Genomic DNA, 17632 nt, shown 5'->3' with positions numbered 1-17632 from the left:
GACACGAGGGAACATGTGCGAATTACTTGGCATGAGTGCCAATGTTCCAACAGATATTTGTTTTAGCTTCTCTGGGCTGATCCAGCGAGGCGGGAAAACGGGTCCTCATCGAGATGGCTGGGGTATTGTGTTTTATGAAGGTAAAGGTTTTCGTACCTTCAAAGATCCAAACCCAAGCTGTGACTCAAAGATCGCTCAATTGGTTCAGAGCTACCCCATAAAGAGCTGTGCGGTTGTCAGCCATATCAGGCAGGCAAATCGGGGTGAAGTCTCACTAGAAAATACTCACCCGTTTACCCGTGAGATATGGGGACGTTACTGGACCTATGCCCACAACGGGCAACTGACGGGCTATGAAAAGCTAAATACCGGACACTTCAAGCCGGTTGGTGAAACGGACAGTGAAAAGGCGTTTTGTTGGCTGCTCAGCGAAATTGAACAGCACTACCCTGAAAAGCCAGAAGATATGTCAGAAGTGTTTGCGTTTATCGCCAAGCGTTGTGACAAATTACGGGAGTTGGGGGTGTTTAATATGTTGTTCAGTGATGGCGATTATGTCATGACATATTGCACGAATAATCTTCATTGGATAACGCGTCGTGCGCCGTTTGGTAAAGCAAGCCTGATTGATGATGACATGACAGTCGATTTCCAGCAGGAAACGACGCCAAACGATGTTGTCACCGTAATTGCAACGCAACCGCTGACCAACAACGAAAACTGGCACAAGATGTCAGAGGGCGAATACTGCGTATTCCACCTTGGTGAGGTATATGCCACCAATCAGGATGAATTTCAGCAAGAGACTGTTAGCTAATTTATCCCTTTGACGCATTGAAAACGTCATCGTTTTCTTGAAACAAAAAACGCGCTGTTAGCGCGTTTTTTATTGCATGACCATATCGACAAGCAAATCAGTCCGCAGCGTAGCCTGCTGGGCTCAGAGCCGCATTATCAAGCTCTGCATGGGCACCATTCATGATAAGTCTGCCAGAACAGAACCATTTCACTGCCAGTGGGTAGATACGTAACTCCTGCGTCTGAACACGAGCAGCCAGCTCGCTGGCGGCGTCATCATCAAAAACGGGAACACGTGCCTGTACGATCACAGGTCCGCCGTCCAACTCCTCAGTGACAAAATGTACCGATGCGCCATGTTCCGCATCTCCAGCGTCAATCGCACGCTGGTGGGTATTCAGCCCCTGGTACTTGGGTAACAAAGAAGGGTGGATATTGATCATTTTGCCCTGATATTGACGAACAAACTCAGGGGTTAAGATCCGCATGAATCCAGCCAAAACGACCAAGTCCGGCTGGTGACGTTCAATGGCTTCCATCAACTGGCCGTCAAATACTTCACGGGTTTTTCCTTTACTCAGAATGACTTGAGCGGGAATGTCTGCGTTTTGGGCTCTTTCGAGCCCATATGCGTCAGCTTTGTTGGAGATAACTGCAACGATGTCAGCATCTTGCCCGTGGCATTGATCGATGATTGCTTGAAGGTTTGATCCGTTCCCTGAAATCAGAACAACAACTTTTTTCTTCTCAGTCACGGATTTCTACCTGCTCCTCACCATCAGCGGCGTTAGCAATGTGACCCAAAACCCAAGCGTTTTCGCCTTCGGCATTCAGCAACTCAACAGCTTTTTCTGCCTGCTCTTTTGGCAGCGCTATAACAAGGCCTACACCACAGTTAAACGTGCGGTACATTTCGTGTGTCTCAACATTGCCGTTAGTTTGTAGCCAGTTGAAAATAGGAGGCCATTCCCAGCTATTGCCGTCAACAACCGCTTTTGTACCTTCAGGCAGTACGCGAGGGATGTTTTCCCAGAAGCCGCCACCTGTGATGTGAGAGATAGCGTGAACGTCACACTCTTTCATCATGTTAAGAACAGGCTTCACGTAAATACGTGTTGGTGTCAGAAGTCGCTCTGACAGGGCTTTGCCCTCAAGTTCTTCACTGAGATCTGCGCCAGATACTTCGATAATTTTACGGATCAGGCTGTAGCCGTTTGAATGTGGACCTGAAGAAGCAACAGCAATCAGCGCATCGCCTTCAGTCACTTTTGAGCCATCAATGACTTCTTCTTTCTCGACAACACCGACACAGAAGCCAGCGACGTCGTAGTCCTCACCGTCGTACATGCCCGGCATTTCTGCCGTTTCGCCGCCGATCAGTGAACAGCCAGATTGCAGGCAGCCTTCGCCGATACCTGTCACTACATCTGCTGCTGTATCAACGTCCAATTTTCCTGTTGCGTAGTAATCAAGGAAGAAAAGTGGCTCAGCGCCCTGAACAATCAGGTCATTAACACACATGGCGACTAAGTCGATACCAATGGTATCGTGTTTTTTCAGGTCCATGGCAAGACGTAGCTTGGTGCCGACGCATCAGTACCTGACACCAGCACAGGTTGTTTATATTTGGTTGGCAGCTCACACAGGGCACCGAATCCGCCAATACCTCCCATCACCTCGGGACGGCGAGTTTTTTTCACCACACCTTTGATTCTGTCAACCAACGCATTACCTGCGTCGATATCAACACCCGCATCTTTGTAGCTTAGAGAAGAATTATTACCGCTCACTGAAGGATCCTTTACCAGTTGGGACTAAAAAGCGGCGCCATTTTAACAGCGCATCAGTCAAAAAGAAAACGTTTGCGTCATCTGCTTTCACAGTCTGTGCAGAGGATGGCACGCATTGGTATCTGTACCTATATTCTCGTGTATAATCCCAGCGTTTTAATTTAAGCAGGAGTTTGTGATGAAAATCGTCGAAGTGAATCACCCGTTAGTGAAGCACAAAATTGGCCTGATGCGTGAAGGTGATATCAGCACCAAGCGTTTTCGCGAACTGGCGACAGAAGTAGGCAGCTCCTGACGTATGAAGCGACGGCAGATTTCGAAACCGAAAAAGTGGTGATTGAGGGCTGGAACGGCCCGGTTGAAGTTGACCAAATCAAAGGCAAGAAAGTCACCGTTGTGCCAATCCTGCGCGCAGGCCTTGGTATGATGGATGGTGTGCTTGAACACGTACCAAGTGCCCGTATCAGTGTGGTGGGAATCTACCGTGACGAAGAAACCTTGGAGCCTGTGCCGTACTTCCACAAACTGGCCAGTAACATCAATGAGCGCATGGCGCTGGTGGTCGACCCTATGTTGGCGACGGGCGGTTCAATGATCGCAACCATTGATTTGTTGAAAGAGAATGGCTGCAACAATATTAAAGTACTGGTGTTAGTCGCTGCGCCTGAAGGCATTGCGGCGCTTGAAAAAGCTCACCCTGAGGTTGAGCTGTATACGGCGGCTATCGACGAGAAGCTGAACGACAAAGGCTACATCGTGCCAGGTCTCGGTGACGCAGGGGATAAGATATTTGGTACTAAGTAATCCTCTGACACTAACGTCTATCTCTTTTCGAAACATCAAAGGGCCTCAGTGAGGCCCTTTTTCTTTTGTGGTATTTCTTTGGTCTATTTCTTGCCGGATGCCTGATTCGCGACATCGTTTTCGCCCATATCCTGTGGCAGCACAAGATTCAGAATGATGGCGACAATACCACACAGGCTGATTCCTTGAAGGCTGAACTCGCCAATTCCAAACGCCATTCCGCCAATACCAAACACCAAAGTAACGGCAACAATGACCAAATTACGTGATTTGTGAAGATCGACTTGTTTGCTGATCAAGGTGTTCAAACCCACTGTGGCAATAGAGCCAAACAGCAGGATCATGATCCCACCCATGACGGGAACAGGAATCGTTTGAAGCACCGCTCCGAGCTTACCAACAAAGGCCAATACGATTGCCGTTACAGCCGCCCATGTCATGATGACCGGATTAAATGTCTTGGTTAACATGACTGCGCCAGTTACTTCACTGTAAGTGGTATTGGGTGGCGCACCCACCATTGATGCCATCATGGTGGCAACACCGTCGCCGGAGATAGTGCGGTGTAGCCCCGGCTTTTTCAGATAGTCTTTGCCCGTGACATTTGAAATGGCAAGCATATCGCCAACATGCTCAACGGCAGGTGCTATCGCGACAGGGATCATGAAAAGGATGGCGTTGATATTGAATTCCGGCAGCGTGAAGTCAGGAATGGCTAACCACGCTGCATTGTGAATGGGGGTAAAGTCCACAACACCGTAAAACAGTGCGGTCGTATAGCCCGCGACAATTCCAGCAAGGATAGGTACCAGCCTGAAAATCCCCTTTGCATATACCGAGATAATAATGGTTGTCAGCAATGAGACCAGTGAGATAGATAATGCTGCTGATCCATCAACCAAAACAGTGCCGCCGTCTCCTGATTTACCGAGCGCCATATTTACCGCGGCCGGAGCAAGCCCCAGGCCAATGACCATGATGACAGGCCCAACAACGACAGGTGGTAACAGCTTATGGATAAAGTTAATGCCTTTAACTTTTATTAAACCACCGAGCATCACATAGACAGCGCCTGCTGCCATTAGCCCGCCCATGGTAGCGGGGACGCCCCAAGCCTGAACGCCATATAAAATGGGGGCAATAAACGCAAACGAGGAAGCAAGAAAGATAGGTACTGAGCGTTTAGTGATAATTTGAAATAAAAGAGTGCCAACGCCCGCGCCAAACAGCGCAACATTTGGATCAAGCCCGGTTAATAGTGGAACCAAAACCAGTGCGCCAAATGCGACAAAAAGCATCTGTGCGCCTTGGAGTATCTGCATCATTAAGCTATCCCTCTGTAAAAAATCGCGGAATACTAGCACACGGGCATTCTGAATACCTTCAAACAGCAGAAGCTTTCCATGATATGGGTCATTCCGACAATGTTTTGCATATTAAAGCGCCACATTAGGGTGATTCAGGCGCATTTTCCCTGATTTGGCATTGCTGAATAATCGTGGTTACGATTATGATCAGAGTCAATCAAAAAGACTAACGGCACGGATATGTTAAGGTTACTTGTTTTAATTTCGACACTTTTTCTAGCTTCATTCACCGCTTTTGCCTCATCGCTCTACAATGCTGAGGTGCCAGTGGAAGACAGTGATACGGCAACGGAGCTGGCGGCTAAGCAACAGGCAATGCTGGAAGTGTTAGTGAGGGTCTCGGGTCAATCAGAGATCACTGAAAATCCGGTCGTCAAAAAATCTTTGGGTTCTGTTGATACCTTTATCTCTTCGGTCGGTTACGGCGAGAAAAATGAGCAAAAGACACTGATAGCAGGATTCGAAAGCAGTAAAATTCGCGCTCTGCTTATTCAGGCTGACGCCACTTTCTGGGGGGAACCAAGACCCTATGTGCTTTTTTGGCTGGTTGAGGACGGCGCCAACGGACGCAATGTTATCTGGGAGCAGTCGGAAAACGACATGGTGTCTGTGCTCAAAGCTGAAGGGGAGCGACGCGGCTTGCCTATTTTGGTACCTGTGGGTGACTTCGATGACGTGGTGAACGTGTCTGTACCAGATATCTGGGGTGGCTTTGTGAATCCATTGAGTGATGTCAGTGAGCGTTACAACCCTGATGGTGTGGTGTTGGTGAAAATTCGCCGCAACCGCTTGAGCTGGCAGCTGTACCCCAAATTTGCAGACATGAAATACTCTGCGCCTGTGTCAGGGTCTGAGTCAGGTGAAATTAACGCTATGCTGAACAGCGTGGTTGATCAGATTGCCGATCAATATGCCAGCCGTACTGCGGTATCGTTAGGCAATGATGCAACCAACACGACACTGCTGTCTGTTTCAGGTCTTCAGTCATCTGAAGATTATTTTGCTTTAGAGAGAACGCTGAAAGGTCTTAACTCTATCGCCTCTATGGAGCTGGAAACGTTAAGCAAGGAGCTGGTGACTTACAGAATCAGCTTGTTGAGTTCTGAGGACGTATTCAACAACGAATTAACGGTTGACCGCCGAATCCGCAAACAGGACGCAGACACTGAAATTGTTGATGGTAATGTGGTACCACTGAGACTGAATTACCGTTGGCAGGGCATTGCAAAGCTGCCTGTACCAGCACCTGTCACCACAGAAACGGTTCAGGACGGTACCTCAAGTACTGAGATTGCCACGGAAGTCGCCACTGAGGGCACAGAACAGGATATACAAAGTACTGAGGTCGTGGACAACGGTGGTGACGATAGTCAGTAATTGATTTGTTCTGAGTACAAAAAAAAGCAGGCGTTAGCCTGCTTTTTTTATGCCAGCGTTAAGCACATAGCAACCAAGACATCAATTTGACGATTCAAAAAAAGCTTTTTCGTCTTTCTCCACCTGAGACAGTTTTTTCAGCCCTAGCCCCAGCTCCCGTCCACGCAGCTTGGCGTACTTGACGTTGGCAAGGAAGGAAATACTGGTCAATATCAACTCAGCGATGGCGATGCCTTGTTTGCCTTCGTCTACCCAGATCATTGTCAGGGCGTGAAGGAAGTAAAACATCAGGATGAAATTTGCCCACGCATGGGTGTATGGCTTGCCTTTCAATATACCTGGCAATGGAAGCATTAGTGGAAGTAACCAACCAACCGTCAACCCGACAGAGCTAATATCCGCATGAGGGAACAGCACACTGTGCCAAAGTACGACGAGTGCCATCATAGCTAAATGCGCGCTGAGTGCGAGGTACCTAAGTTGCCTGACAGTCACATGAATACTCCTTTGTTCACTCTTTCAGTTTTTGGGCAACAGCAGCAAGCCGTTTACCTGCAGCAAGGGATAATGCCTTTTCATCAGCTGTCAGTGAACGTTGACTCTCAGAGGTTAGGTGGGTAGGCCCGTAAGGTGTGCCACCTGATACTGTCGAGTGCAACGCCGCTTCACTGTGCGGTAAGCCAACTAACACCATGCCATGGTGTAACAAAGGCAGCATCATTGATTGAAGTGTGGTTTCCTGCCCGCCATGCATCATCGAGCCTGAGCTAAAGACGATAGCCGGTTTACCAATCAATGTTCCGGATAACCAGTCTTTGCTGGTGCTGTCGATGAATTGTTTTAGCGGCGCAGCCATATTGCCAAACCTGACTGGGCTCCCCAATGCCATACCATCACAACCTTTCAGATCATTAAGGGTGACGATGGGGTCGGTTGATGCATTGCCATTACTGCTTTGGTTATGTTGGGCGCCAAATGGTGGGAGATCTGGCACTGTTCTCAATACAGCCTCAGCGCCCTCGGCTTCTACACCACGGGCTATGGCCCGCGCGAGTTGCTGGGTTCCGCCGTGCTTGCTGTAGTACAGAACCAAAATTTTCATCACAGAATATCCAGTACTTGCTCCGGTGGACGCCCCATGGCTGCTTTGCCATTTGCGACAACGATTGGGCGCTCAATCAGTTTGGGGTTTGCGGCCATGGCTTCAAAAAGCTGCTCGTCAGTCACGGTGTTCGCACCAAGGTTCAGTGATTTGTAGATATCTTCTTTGGTACGCATCATCTCACGCGGCGAGTCGTAATTCAGTTGAGTGAAAAGTGTTTTCAATGCATCGACAGAAGGCGGCGTATCAAGATATTTCACGACGTCAGGTGTAATATTGCGCTCTTCCAGTAGGGCCAGAGTCTGTCTGCTCTTTGAGCAGCGTGGATTGTGATAAATGGTTACGCTCATGAATATTCCTTACTCTTTAATTGCTCTGACAGCGTCAGTTTCTTAGCTGGTTAAATCGCAGTTGCTTGGTCCGCAACTGATCAATACGTGCATCATATCTTGCTTGATCAAGACTGCCCAGAGGAACCAACTCGCTGGCGAGGCTGTAATTATTGATAGCGTCGTCCCACCTTGCTTGTAGTGCGAAGGTTTCTGCCTGAGCTGCCAGTGCACCATGGCGATTACCGTTCTTTTCAAATGCCTCCTGGAGCATGGTGAAGGCAATAATATTGTCGGGAGCGAGGTGTGTGTAGTGCTGCAGCAGGCTGATAGCGTCTTCAAATTGGCCTGCTTTGTTGAGTGCGTAGGCAAGATTTAGCTTGAGAACACCGTTTTCAGGATTAACGTCCAGCGCTTTTCTGAGACGTGAAATAGCCGAGCTTGTTTGCCCCTGAGCCAAATCCAAATCTGTCATGGCATCGAGGTAAAAGAGGTTAGCAGGCTCAGACTGGTACAAAGGCAATAGTAGCACCTTGGCCTCTTTAAACTTTCCTTCATCAATGCTGAGTAATGCTTTGCCGAATTGTAAAGGGGCTTTCAGCGATTTTGGTGCCACTTTAAGCTTGCGATTAAACCAGTCTAACGCAGCTTTGCTCTCTGTGTAGCGAGCGATGACCCGGGCTCTTGCCAGTTGATAGTTCTCTGATACGGAGACGGATTTTGTTGGATAATTCTGTGCTCGCGCTCGGGTGTCTGACACCCTGGAGTCAGGCAGGGGGTGTGTCAGCAAAAACTCTGGCGGCGTTGATGCATAGCGGTACTGGTCAGCAAGCCGGGTAAAAAATGTTGGCATCGCTCGGGTATCGAATCCTGCTCGGGACAGAATACTGATGCCAATGCGGTCTGCCTCTTTCTCATTGTCGCGCGTATAATTAATTTTACTTTGTACGGTTGCAGCAGCTGTCGCATGCGCAGCAGCAATGCCTGCTTCTGGTGCTGCAATGGCTAACAGCACTGACCCTACTGTCGCTGCGATGGTCAGGGGAGTGCGTCTTGCCTGATCTTCCATCGCGCGGGCAAGGTGACGTTGGGTCTGGTGAGCAATCTCATGAGCCATGACAGATGCCAACTCACTTTCTGTCTGTGCATAGCGGAACAATCCGGTATGTAGCGCGATATGGCCGCCGAAGAACGCAAACGCATTGATGTCATTTTTTTGTATTAACATAAACGTGAAAGGCGTTTTCACATCGTTGGCACTGCCGACCAAGCGACTGCCCAAATCGTTGACATAATGATTCAACAGCGGATCTGTCACTATCGGCTGCTGCGCACGCAGAATTCGTACGAATGCATCACCATATTCCCTTTCTCTGTCGATAGTGAGTGTGCTGGCTGCTGCGGTGCCCAGATCAGGCAAACCATATCCTGATGTATCGGCAAACGTTAAGGGAGAATTAAACAGAACGCCGACGAACAGACCGAGCAAGGATTTACGGATTTTAGGCATATCGTAGTTGGTAAACCTCTGTCGAAAAAACTTGTGGTGTAAACAAATAGACACCCAATTCACACGAGGGTTTCTTTGGTGTTAATACTTTTGTCCTTTACAATGCTTCTGATAATAGCCAGCAGCGAAAGATAATGGAAATTCAATCCCTTGATTTACGAGATCAACGATGTCCTATGAGCTTGTTGCTGGTGAAGCGAGCTTGTACAGGGTTGGATAAAGGGCAAGGATTGATGATCATGATATCGGATGCTGCATCAGAACAAGATATTCACCGATATTTGCTCAAGCAGGCTTTTCAGGTAACAAAATCGACTGATGCATTTGCGACAGTCCTACTAGTCATCAAACAGTAAACGGGAAGAAGAATGTTTGAAATGCTCAGCCGCTGGTATAAACGGCGGTTCTCAGACCCACATGCAGTGAGTCTGGTGATGTTGCTCCTCATTGGTTTTGTCACTATCTATTTTTTCGGTAACTTACTTACGCCGCTATTGGTCGCTATTGTCATTGCTTACTTACTTGAGTGGCCAGTCAACCGGATGATCGGTCTTGGTTTGAACCGGACAGTCTCGGTCTCTGTGGTCTTAATACTCTTCGCCGGGCTAATGCTGATTGCCTTCCTCGGTTTGATGCCGACGATATGGACGCAGGTGGTTAACCTGATGTCTGATTTGCCGAAGATGTTTAACGGCCTGCAAAGCTTCGTATCAAAACTGCCAGAGCAATACCCTGAGCTCATCCAGCCACATATGGTGACGACGTTTCTCGATACGTTGCAAGATAGGGTGCTGAAGCTGGGTGAGAGTGTTGTAACCATTTCACTGGCTTCTCTCGTGAGCATTGTTACGGTGCTGATTTACCTTATTCTGGTGCCTTTGTTGGCTTTCTTCCTCCTCAAAGACAAAGACCAGATGATGTCTGCCTTCTTTCGGGTGCTGCCCCGCAACCGTCGCCTCACCGATAAAGTAGGCGTAGAAATGAATATGCAGATCACCAATTACATTCGTGGCAAGGTCACTGAGATTATGATTGTCGGTGTAGCAACGTACATCACTTTTTCCATTCTTGACCTTCGTTATGCCGCTTTGTTGAGTGTTGCAACTGGACTATCAGTCTTGATCCCATACATTGGTGCCGTGGCAGTCACTGTGCCTATTTTCTTTGTGGCGCTGTTTCAATGGGGACTGACGCCTGAGCTAGGTTATCTGATGCTGGCATACGGCGTTATTCAGGCGCTTGATGGCAACCTTCTCGTCCCTCTACTGTTTTCAGAGGCAGTCAACTTGCACCCTGTTGCCATTATTGTTGCGGTGCTGTTTTTTGGTGGTCTGTGGGGTTTCTGGGGCGTCTTCTTTGCTATCCCTCTTGCCACATTGGTTAAAGCAGTTTGGAATGCATTTCCGACATCTGATTTAGAAGAGGCTAAATCTGAATAGGATGTTCTAACGTAATACCATCAAACTGAACTTGCCGGGGAAGTTACCCGGCATTTTACCAAGCCGTCTTTAGGGCATAGAAGCCCTGTCGAAGCGTAAATATCCTGTTGAGGTTGATTTGAAAAACAAAGGATTTCGTGTAGGTATCATTGGGGGCGGAGTAGCTGGTTCAACGGCTGCCTTGCGTCTTTCCTCTTTAGGGGTTGAGAGTGTACTTTTTGAATCCAGTGAGAGCCTTGTAAGCGGCCCACCTATTTGTCATTTACACGCGGGTGGAAACCTCTATCGTGAAATAAGCGAAGAGCAGTGCTTACGATTGCTCGAGCAATCCATCAATCTGGTGCGCGCTTATCCTCATACCGTTAACCGACGGCCGACTGTCATTGCGGTGCCAACTATTGATAAAGGCGCCCCAGAAGACATAATTCCAAGGCTCAAAACGTTGACGGCAAATTATCGTCAATTAGTGACACAAAATGAAAGCAACAAAGTGCTCGGTGAGCCGGACAATTACTTCCGTTTATACAGCCGCGCTGACATGGATGACTTGTCTGAGCAGCCTCTACCTGATGAACCCAACACGCCTGACGAATGGATGATACCTGTTGCCAAGTTTATGGATCTCGACAAGCTTAAATACCAGTGGTGCTTGTTGAAGAGTACGGCGTCAGTGTATTCCGTCTTTCTGCATCCGCGACACTTGGACTACAAAACAGCACGTGTTGTGACATCAAGCTGAAGCACAGGGTTAAAGACGTTGTTGAGACCACAAAGGGTTGGAAAATCACCGCGACCGATAGATATGGTATTGAATCGGCCCAAGATGTCGATTTTGTGATTAATGCTTGTGGATTCCGGACTGGCATTGTCGACGATTTAGTTCAGGCTCCCAAGAAACGTATGGTCGAGTACAAAGCGGCTTACATTGCACATTGGCCATCACAGCAAGGACACTGGCCTGAAGTGATTGTCCACGGGGAGCGAGGCACTCCAACGGGTATGGCACAGCTGACGCCTTACCCCGATGGTTTCTTCCAACTTCATGGTATGACAAAAAACATTACCCTGTTCGACAATGGCCTCGTGAGCAGTGATGAACGCAGTGCACAACCTAAGCTGGCAACGTCTTTCCTTAACAAGATTGATATAGGCTGGCAGCTTGATGAGATGCGAGAAAGAACTGAACGAGCTATCGAGCATTTTTCCCAGTGGATGCCAGCGTTCAATGATGCTGAAGTAGGCGGAAAGCCGTTATGTGGCGCCCAGCAGATACCGGGAGCTGAGCCTAGCCTGCGTGCAGCGGATACGTCATTTGTTGGTGACCATTATGCGAGAGTCGAAACAGTGAAAGCGTCCTCCGCGCTGGTTGCGATAGATAAAATTGTTCGTCATTTGAATGAACAAGGCAGCATTCATTTGACAGAAGGGTGGGAAAGTCCGACGAATTTGGCGTCTTCGGTGCTTACTGAAAGCGATGTAACGTCTCTGGCAAGGAAACAAGCAGCGTCAAGGGGGTACCCTGAATCATTGGCAGTCCCAGTCCCTGTAAATCCTACCCAGTAAACAATGGGATAAAAAAAACCGGCGATTCGCCGGTTTTTTTCTATTCGGGGCTATGCGTTTTCTTTTAGGTAGCTCAGCACCACATCATGATGGTCTTTGGTTTTGAACTTATTGAATACATGCGCGATGTCACCGTCTTTCCCCACCAAAAAGCTGATGCGATGGATGCCATCATATTCCTTGCCCATAAATTTCTTAAGGCCCCAGACACCAAATGCATCGGCTACGGCATGATCTTCATCGCTAAGAAGTGTGAAGTTCAACTCGTCACGCTCAGTGAATTTGGTCAGACGCTTGACCGCATCAGGGCTAATGCCGAAAACGACCGTATCAAGCGCGTCTAACTCAGCCTTGCTATCTCGCAGAGAACACGCCTGTGTGGTGCAGCCCGGTGTCATCGCTTTAGGATAAAAGTAAACCAGTACGTTCTTTTCGCCTTTGAATTGGCTCAGGGTAACATCATTTCCATTTTGGTCCTGCAGAGTGAAATCTGGCGCGGGTGTGCCTGCTGTCAGGGTTTGCATATTCTTTCCTTTTTGATGGTTTCATTAGATGTAAGATGGATAACGCTGCAAATAGTAATACTTAACCAAGTGGAAATCAGTACGTTAGTAGTGACGATAGCGCTCAATAAGACGGTGATCAACCACGCAAAGCACGGGAGTCCTTACTCTGTCTGTGCTTGTTTTTGCCCTGTGGCATAAAGTACCATGTCAAAACAAACAAAAGATTGGAGTAAAGGCATGTTTTCAGGAAGCATCGTTGCGTTATTGACACCAATGGACTCATCAGGGGAAGTGGATTATACGAGTCTTAAGAAGTTGGTGGATTTTCACGTGGACGCAGGGACAGATGCGATCGTTGCCGTTGGGACAACCGGTGAGTCAGCAACCGTTACCGTTGAAGAACACATCAAGATCGTCCTGAAGACCCTAGAGTTTGCAGATGGCCGTATCCCAGTGATTGCGGGTACAGGCGCAAACGCTACTCATGAAGCTATCACGTTCAGTAAAATGTTCGCAGGCTCTGGTATTGCCGGCTGCCTAAGTGTTGTGCCTTATTACAACAAACCTTCTCAAGAGGGCTTGTTCCAACACTACAAAGCGATTTCAGAAGCATCTGAACTTCCACAAATTCTCTATAATGTACCGGGCCGTACTGTCGCCGATATGTTGCCGGAGACCGTTGCTCGCCTCTCCGAGTTCGACAACATCATTGGCTTAAAAGATGCCACAGCTGACTTAAGCCGTGTAAAACAACATCGTGAACTTTGTGGCGAAGACTTTGTCCTATTCAGCGGTGATGATTTAACTGGGCTTGATTTCATTGCTGAAGGTGGTCAGGGCGTTATCTCTGTTGTTAACAACATTGCTGCTGCAGATATGGCAAAAATGGTCAAGTTGGCGCTTGCTGGAAATCTGGAAGAAGCTCGTGCCATCAATGAGCGTTTGATGCCTCTTCATAAAGGCTTCTTTGTTGAAGCAAACCCGATTCCGGTTAAGTGGGCGGCGCACCAAATGAAACTGATTGATCATGCACCCTTCGTTTGCCACTGACTGAGTTGGATAAGAATCTCCAACCACAGGTGATGCAGGCACTCTCACAAGCCGGAATGGTATAAAGGATATACTTGCCGATGAAACCCATTTTTAAGCTCTCTGCCAGTGTAGTGATTCTATCTCTGGCAGGTTGTGCTGGTGGCGTTGCTGATAAGCATCAGGCCAAAGATGACTTTTCTTATCTTGAAACGCCGCCATTGATTGATTTGACGGCGCTTCCTAACCAACAATCTGCGGCTCCCAGTGCGTTTAAGGTTCCATCGGGTAACTTCCCTGGTGAATTTGGCGCGGGTGTAGATATTCGTCCACCTCTTCAGGTGTTGGGGACCATTCCGGGTGCCCGAATTGTCAATGATCGCCGCGGTGTGACACTTTGGGTAGACACTGATAAAAAGTCTGACCGTCTATGGCGAACAGCCACTGAGCTTGCTGCTAATGAGCAGTTTACTGTTCGCAGTCAGAACAGCGAAGAGATTGAAACAGACTGGGTGAAATGGCCAAACGGTGGTGCGTCAGAAGCCCGTTACATGATTAGCAAACTGTCGAGTAACAAACGCTACGGTTTGCGCCTTGATGTGATTGAATGGCAGAACTCAGATAAAGGCGCGCCGAACCAAAGTGTTCGTCAAAGTTTCAATGCGCGCATGGCCAATTTGATCACCGAGGGTTACGACGCGTCAGTCCGCGCCGAAGCGCGGGAGCGTGCGGTCGCACTCAACAAAAATATCCCTATTACTTTGGGTAAAGACCGTGGCGGTTTACCTGTCATTATTGCCAGAGCACCTTATGACATTGTGTGGGAGCGTTTACCGGGTATTCTTGAGTTGATTGGCTTTGAGGTTGAGTATCGCAACCGCTCACAAGGCACAATTAATGCGGAATTTGAAGCACAAACGAGCAGCTTTGGCAGAACATTGGCGACAGCGAACTTGAATTTAAACGCAGTAAATACATATTGCTGCTGGGTGACCTCGGTAACAGAACATCTATCAATGTCACTGATTCTAAAGGTAAACCGATCAGTGAACAGGCATTATCAAATCTGGTGCCTGTGCTCTCGGCGGGTGTAGGTCGTCAGAGTGTCGAAAATTAAAATACAGAGGACGCGATAGCTCCTTTTTTTTGCTTATTTTCAGGGATTTCGGGCTTTGACAAAACGTGTTGAATTATATCGTGATCAATCAAAATCTGTTTATACCTCTGGCAATGAACAACGCCTGATCTTCCATTTTCGTAATGATGCGTTCGCATTTGATGAACCGGGCAGTGAACAGCTTGATCGTTTAGGTGAGGTGAATAATAAATTCAATTATTTCATCATGTGTAAGCTTGAAAGTGCGGGCATTGCAACGCAGATAGATAGGCTGCTCTCTGACCGTGAAACGCTGGTACGAAGGCTGGATATGATCCCTCTCGAGTGCGTTGTTCGCAATGTGGCTGCTGGCTCATTGTGTCGACGACTGGGAGTCAAAGAGGGAACCGATCTTTCGCCGCCAACGTTTGAGTTATTCCTCAAAAACGATGTCTTACATGACCCGATGGTCAATGAATCACTTTGTGAGTCACTGGGATTTGCCACGCCAGCTCAATTGTCTGAGATAAAAGCCCAAACTTACAAAGTGAACACGGTATTAAGTCAGCTCTTTGATGATGCCGGGATGCTTCTTGTTGATTATAAGCTGGAGTTCGGTATCGACAGCGAAGGTAAGCTTTTCCTTGGTGATGAATTTACCCCTGAAAGTTGTCGATTATGGGATAAAGAGACACGGGTTAAGTTAGATAAAGACCGTTTTCGCCTTGGAGCCGATGGAATTATTACCTCATACATTGAGGTTGCACGCCGCATTGGACTTGATCTGAGTGAGCATTAGGCTCACATATGATTGTATTCCCAGAGGTAAAGAATAATGCTATGAGGCTGTTTATTTTATTGTGACTCGTTACGCTATCGAGAGCCATTAACCTTGTTAGAGAAAAGAGGACTTATCGTCATCTTCGTCATCATATCCACTTTGCTTTTTTTTCTTGCTGCTGTCGTTTTTCCTTTCTTCGGTCTTATCTTTGTTCTTCATTCCAAATTTAGAATTGGCCGTGTACTTTATTGCATGATATTACTGATGATCACAGCTAAGACGATCGCGATGATGACATACGGGTTTGTTAGGATGTCCATATTAATGTCCGCAAATATTGCTTATATATCGGCAATATATCGAATCAAGCTCTGTGAGGACAGTATCTTTTCCTGAGATTTGGCTTTTGACCACGACGTCATGAAGTAAGGTGTTGGTAAGTTGTGACAGAAGTGGCTCACTGGTCTTTACATGGCTGATATGCCATGGCTCGCGCGCTACTCCGCCTCTATCGGCAGCGTATGGGCGGAAAAACCGAAGTCTGAGAGGTGATTATCCAGCCAATGAGAGAAGGGGCGCTGGTAACCGTCATCATATTCCCAAGGCTCAAGTTGAAGCGACGTTTCTGCTGGTAGAAGGTTACTGGCAAAAATATCTATGTCTGTGCCCCAGTGGTGCCTGCTGGCGCCGGGAAGGGCCGACCAGCGTAAAATAGCATGCACTTTTTCACTGTCAGATAAGCTGTCTGGATTGAGCGTCAGGCCATCATCGTTGAGGATAGGGCGCTTACCATCGAACTTGGCATTCCAAATCTGGCTTTGTCGGTCGTAATCACGAAAGCTACTGGCGATATCAAGGGTGAAGCCCGCTTCTTGAGATGCCTGTGATAACAGCAGAAAGTCATCAATGATATCGCGATGAAGCCAGTGTGAACCATGTTGAATCAAATGGCCGGTTTCCCGGCCAGTCAGCTCAGAAGGTGTCATTTATTTCGCCAATGCTTTTTCCAATACCTTCTGATACATATCGGTCAATTTTTCCAAATCCGCCACTTTTACGCACTCATTTACTTTATGAATGGTCGCATTAACTGGCCCTAACTCGATCACTTGGCTGCCCATTTGCGCAATAAAACGGCCGTCGGATGTCCCGCCAGTAGTCAGTAGTTCTGGTTTTTGATCGTTAACTTCAGCAACCGCATCGACCACGGCATCCAACAGATCACCCGTATCTGTCAGGAAAGGTTGGCCACTGAGTGTCCATTTAAGGTCATATTCAAGATCATGCTTCTGTAATACATCATGAACACGTTGCTTAATCAGTTCGTCAGTCAGCTCTGTACTGAAACGAAAATTGAATTGGACAGAAAATTCACCAGGGATCACATTCGATGCACCGGTTCCTGATGCAAGGTTAGGAATTTGGAAGCTGGTTGGTGGGAAGTAATCATTTCCTTTGTCCCATTCTGTGCTGGCGAGCTCTGCAAGAGCGGGCAAGGCTTCATGTACGGGGTTTTTAGCGAGCTGAGGATATGCGACATGCCCTTGAATGCCTTTTACGGTCAAATCACCAGTAATTGACCCGCGACGTCCATTCTTGACCACGTCTCCCACTTCTTTAGTACTCGAAGGTTCACCGACAATACACATATCGATGATTTCGTTTCTGGCCATCAGAGTATCAACAACACGTGTCGTACCATTGATGAACGGACCTTCTTCATCGGAGGTGATCAGAAAGGAAATTGAGCCTTTGTGATCGGGGTTCTCAGTGACAAAACGCTCTGCCGCAACCAACATAGCTGCCAAAGAGCCTTTCATATCAGCAGCGCCACGGCCATAAAGATATCCGTCGATAACCGTAGGCTCAAAAGGAGGTGTATTCCAGTCCTCAAGTGGGCCAGCAGGCACGACATCTGTGTGACCGGCAAAGGTAAGTAGCGGGCCGGTGTTGCCTCGGCGTGCCCAAAGGTTGGTGGTATCTTCAAACACCATTGTCTCAATGGTAAAGCCCAACGCCTCCAGACGGGCAATCATCATTTCCTGACAGCCTTCGTCTTCTGGTGTGACGGATGGTCGGCTGATCAAATCCTTGGCTAAAGACAATACTGCGCTGTCTGTCATTGGGTTTCCTTACTTCTT

At 47.9% G+C, this 17632-nt stretch carries 13 protein-coding genes and 6 pseudogenes; 9 read left to right on the top strand and 10 right to left on the bottom strand.

From position 1 onward, the window contains the following. Nucleotides 1-13 precede the first annotated feature (13 nt). A complete protein-coding gene (locus tag CS022_RS20930) occupies nucleotides 14-817 on the top strand; it encodes a class II glutamine amidotransferase (protein ID WP_129123884.1) in 804 nt (267 codons plus the stop codon). Nucleotides 818-914: 97 nt separating this feature from the next. Here CS022_RS20930 and purN read toward each other — a convergent pair whose 3' ends face one another. Together purN and purM are read right to left on the bottom strand one after the other, a co-directional pair. After that, complete coding sequence (purN, locus tag CS022_RS20925; RefSeq protein WP_129123883.1) at nucleotides 915-1553, bottom strand: phosphoribosylglycinamide formyltransferase; 639 nt, start codon at nucleotides 1551-1553, stop codon at nucleotides 915-917. Continuing rightward, nucleotides 1546-2588, bottom strand: a pseudogene (purM, locus tag CS022_RS20920) (phosphoribosylformylglycinamidine cyclo-ligase). The gene purN and the pseudogene purM overlap by 8 nt, the downstream one beginning before the upstream one ends. Before the next feature lie 178 nt (nucleotides 2589-2766). On the opposite strand from purM, the pseudogene upp reads away from it, so the two are divergent. Continuing rightward, nucleotides 2767-3392 (top strand): annotated as a pseudogene (gene upp, locus CS022_RS20915) (uracil phosphoribosyltransferase). Nucleotides 3393-3475: 83 nt separating this feature from the next. Here upp and CS022_RS20910 read toward each other — a convergent pair. Then, nucleotides 3476-4717 carry a uracil-xanthine permease family protein gene (locus CS022_RS20910; protein WP_129123882.1) on the bottom strand — a complete coding sequence of 414 codons (1242 nt, stop codon included), beginning with the start codon at nucleotides 4715-4717 and terminating at the stop codon, nucleotides 3476-3478. Nucleotides 4718-4939: 222 nt separating this feature from the next. Here CS022_RS20910 and CS022_RS20905 point away from each other — a divergent pair, with 222 nt between their 5' ends. After that, a complete protein-coding gene (locus CS022_RS20905) occupies nucleotides 4940-6136 on the top strand; it encodes a DUF2066 domain-containing protein (RefSeq protein ID WP_129123881.1) in 1197 nt (398 codons plus the stop codon). 81 nt (nucleotides 6137-6217) lie between these two features. Here CS022_RS20905 and CS022_RS20900 read toward each other — a convergent pair whose 3' ends face one another. From CS022_RS20900 to bepA, 4 genes are read right to left on the bottom strand one after another with little or no spacing between them, the layout of a single operon-like run. After that, nucleotides 6218-6637: a DUF2069 domain-containing protein gene (locus tag CS022_RS20900; RefSeq protein ID WP_408057285.1), complete on the bottom strand. Its 420-nt coding sequence runs from the start codon at nucleotides 6635-6637 to the stop codon at nucleotides 6218-6220. Between the two features lie 10 nt (nucleotides 6638-6647). Next, entirely contained in the window at nucleotides 6648-7241 is a 594-nt protein-coding gene (gene wrbA, locus CS022_RS20895) for an NAD(P)H:quinone oxidoreductase (protein WP_129123880.1), read from the bottom strand. After that, nucleotides 7238-7588 (bottom strand): arsenate reductase (glutaredoxin), encoded by a 351-nt coding sequence (gene arsC, locus CS022_RS20890; protein WP_129123879.1) that lies wholly within the window; start codon nucleotides 7586-7588, stop codon nucleotides 7238-7240. Before arsC ends, wrbA begins: the two co-directional genes overlap by 4 nt. Before the next feature lie 34 nt (nucleotides 7589-7622). Further along, a complete protein-coding gene (gene bepA, locus CS022_RS20885) occupies nucleotides 7623-9077 on the bottom strand; it encodes a beta-barrel assembly-enhancing protease (RefSeq protein ID WP_129123878.1) in 1455 nt (484 codons plus the stop codon). A 134-nt stretch (nucleotides 9078-9211) separates the two neighbouring features. Here bepA and CS022_RS20880 point away from each other — a divergent pair, with 134 nt between their 5' ends. The 3 genes and pseudogenes from CS022_RS20880 (at nucleotide 9212) to CS022_RS28275 (ending at nucleotide 12079) form a co-directional block, all read left to right on the top strand. After that, nucleotides 9212-9433, top strand: a complete 222-nt coding sequence (locus CS022_RS20880; RefSeq protein WP_129123877.1) for a sulfurtransferase TusA family protein — start codon at nucleotides 9212-9214, stop codon at nucleotides 9431-9433. Between the two features lie 12 nt (nucleotides 9434-9445). After that, nucleotides 9446-10516, top strand: coding sequence for an AI-2E family transporter (locus CS022_RS20875; protein WP_129123876.1), 1071 nt, complete (start codon nucleotides 9446-9448; stop codon nucleotides 10514-10516). A gap of 118 nt (nucleotides 10517-10634) precedes the next feature. Continuing rightward, nucleotides 10635-12079, top strand: a pseudogene (locus CS022_RS28275) (FAD-dependent oxidoreductase). A 50-nt stretch (nucleotides 12080-12129) separates the two neighbouring features. Here the strand turns inward: CS022_RS28275 and bcp are convergent. Further along, nucleotides 12130-12603, bottom strand: coding sequence for a thioredoxin-dependent thiol peroxidase (gene bcp / locus CS022_RS20865; RefSeq protein ID WP_129123875.1), 474 nt, complete (start codon nucleotides 12601-12603; stop codon nucleotides 12130-12132). A 219-nt stretch (nucleotides 12604-12822) separates the two neighbouring features. Between bcp and dapA the strand changes: the two are divergent. From dapA to purC, 3 genes and pseudogenes are all read left to right on the top strand, one after another. Then, nucleotides 12823-13700: pseudogene (gene dapA / locus CS022_RS20860) on the top strand (4-hydroxy-tetrahydrodipicolinate synthase). Nucleotides 13701-13715: 15 nt separating this feature from the next. Continuing rightward, nucleotides 13716-14731 (top strand): annotated as a pseudogene (gene bamC, locus CS022_RS20855) (outer membrane protein assembly factor BamC). Nucleotides 14732-14786: 55 nt separating this feature from the next. Continuing rightward, nucleotides 14787-15509, top strand: coding sequence for a phosphoribosylaminoimidazolesuccinocarboxamide synthase (gene purC, locus CS022_RS20850; protein ID WP_129123873.1), 723 nt, complete (start codon nucleotides 14787-14789; stop codon nucleotides 15507-15509). 303 nt (nucleotides 15510-15812) lie between these two features. On the opposite strand, the pseudogene CS022_RS20840 reads toward purC, so the two are convergent. Next, a pseudogene (locus CS022_RS20840) lies at nucleotides 15813-16477 on the bottom strand (M15 family metallopeptidase). After that, a complete protein-coding gene (dapE, locus tag CS022_RS20835; RefSeq protein ID WP_129123872.1) occupies nucleotides 16478-17614 on the bottom strand; it encodes a succinyl-diaminopimelate desuccinylase in 1137 nt (378 codons plus the stop codon). It abuts the pseudogene before it with no gap. Between the last annotated feature and the right edge of the window lie 18 nt (nucleotides 17615-17632).

The sequence above is a fragment of the Veronia nyctiphanis genome (assembly GCF_004116385.1).
Classification (GTDB): domain Bacteria; phylum Pseudomonadota; class Gammaproteobacteria; order Enterobacterales; family Vibrionaceae; genus Veronia; species Veronia nyctiphanis.
Note: the sequence above shows the minus strand (reverse complement) of the source record. Positions and strands in the feature narration are given on the sequence as shown.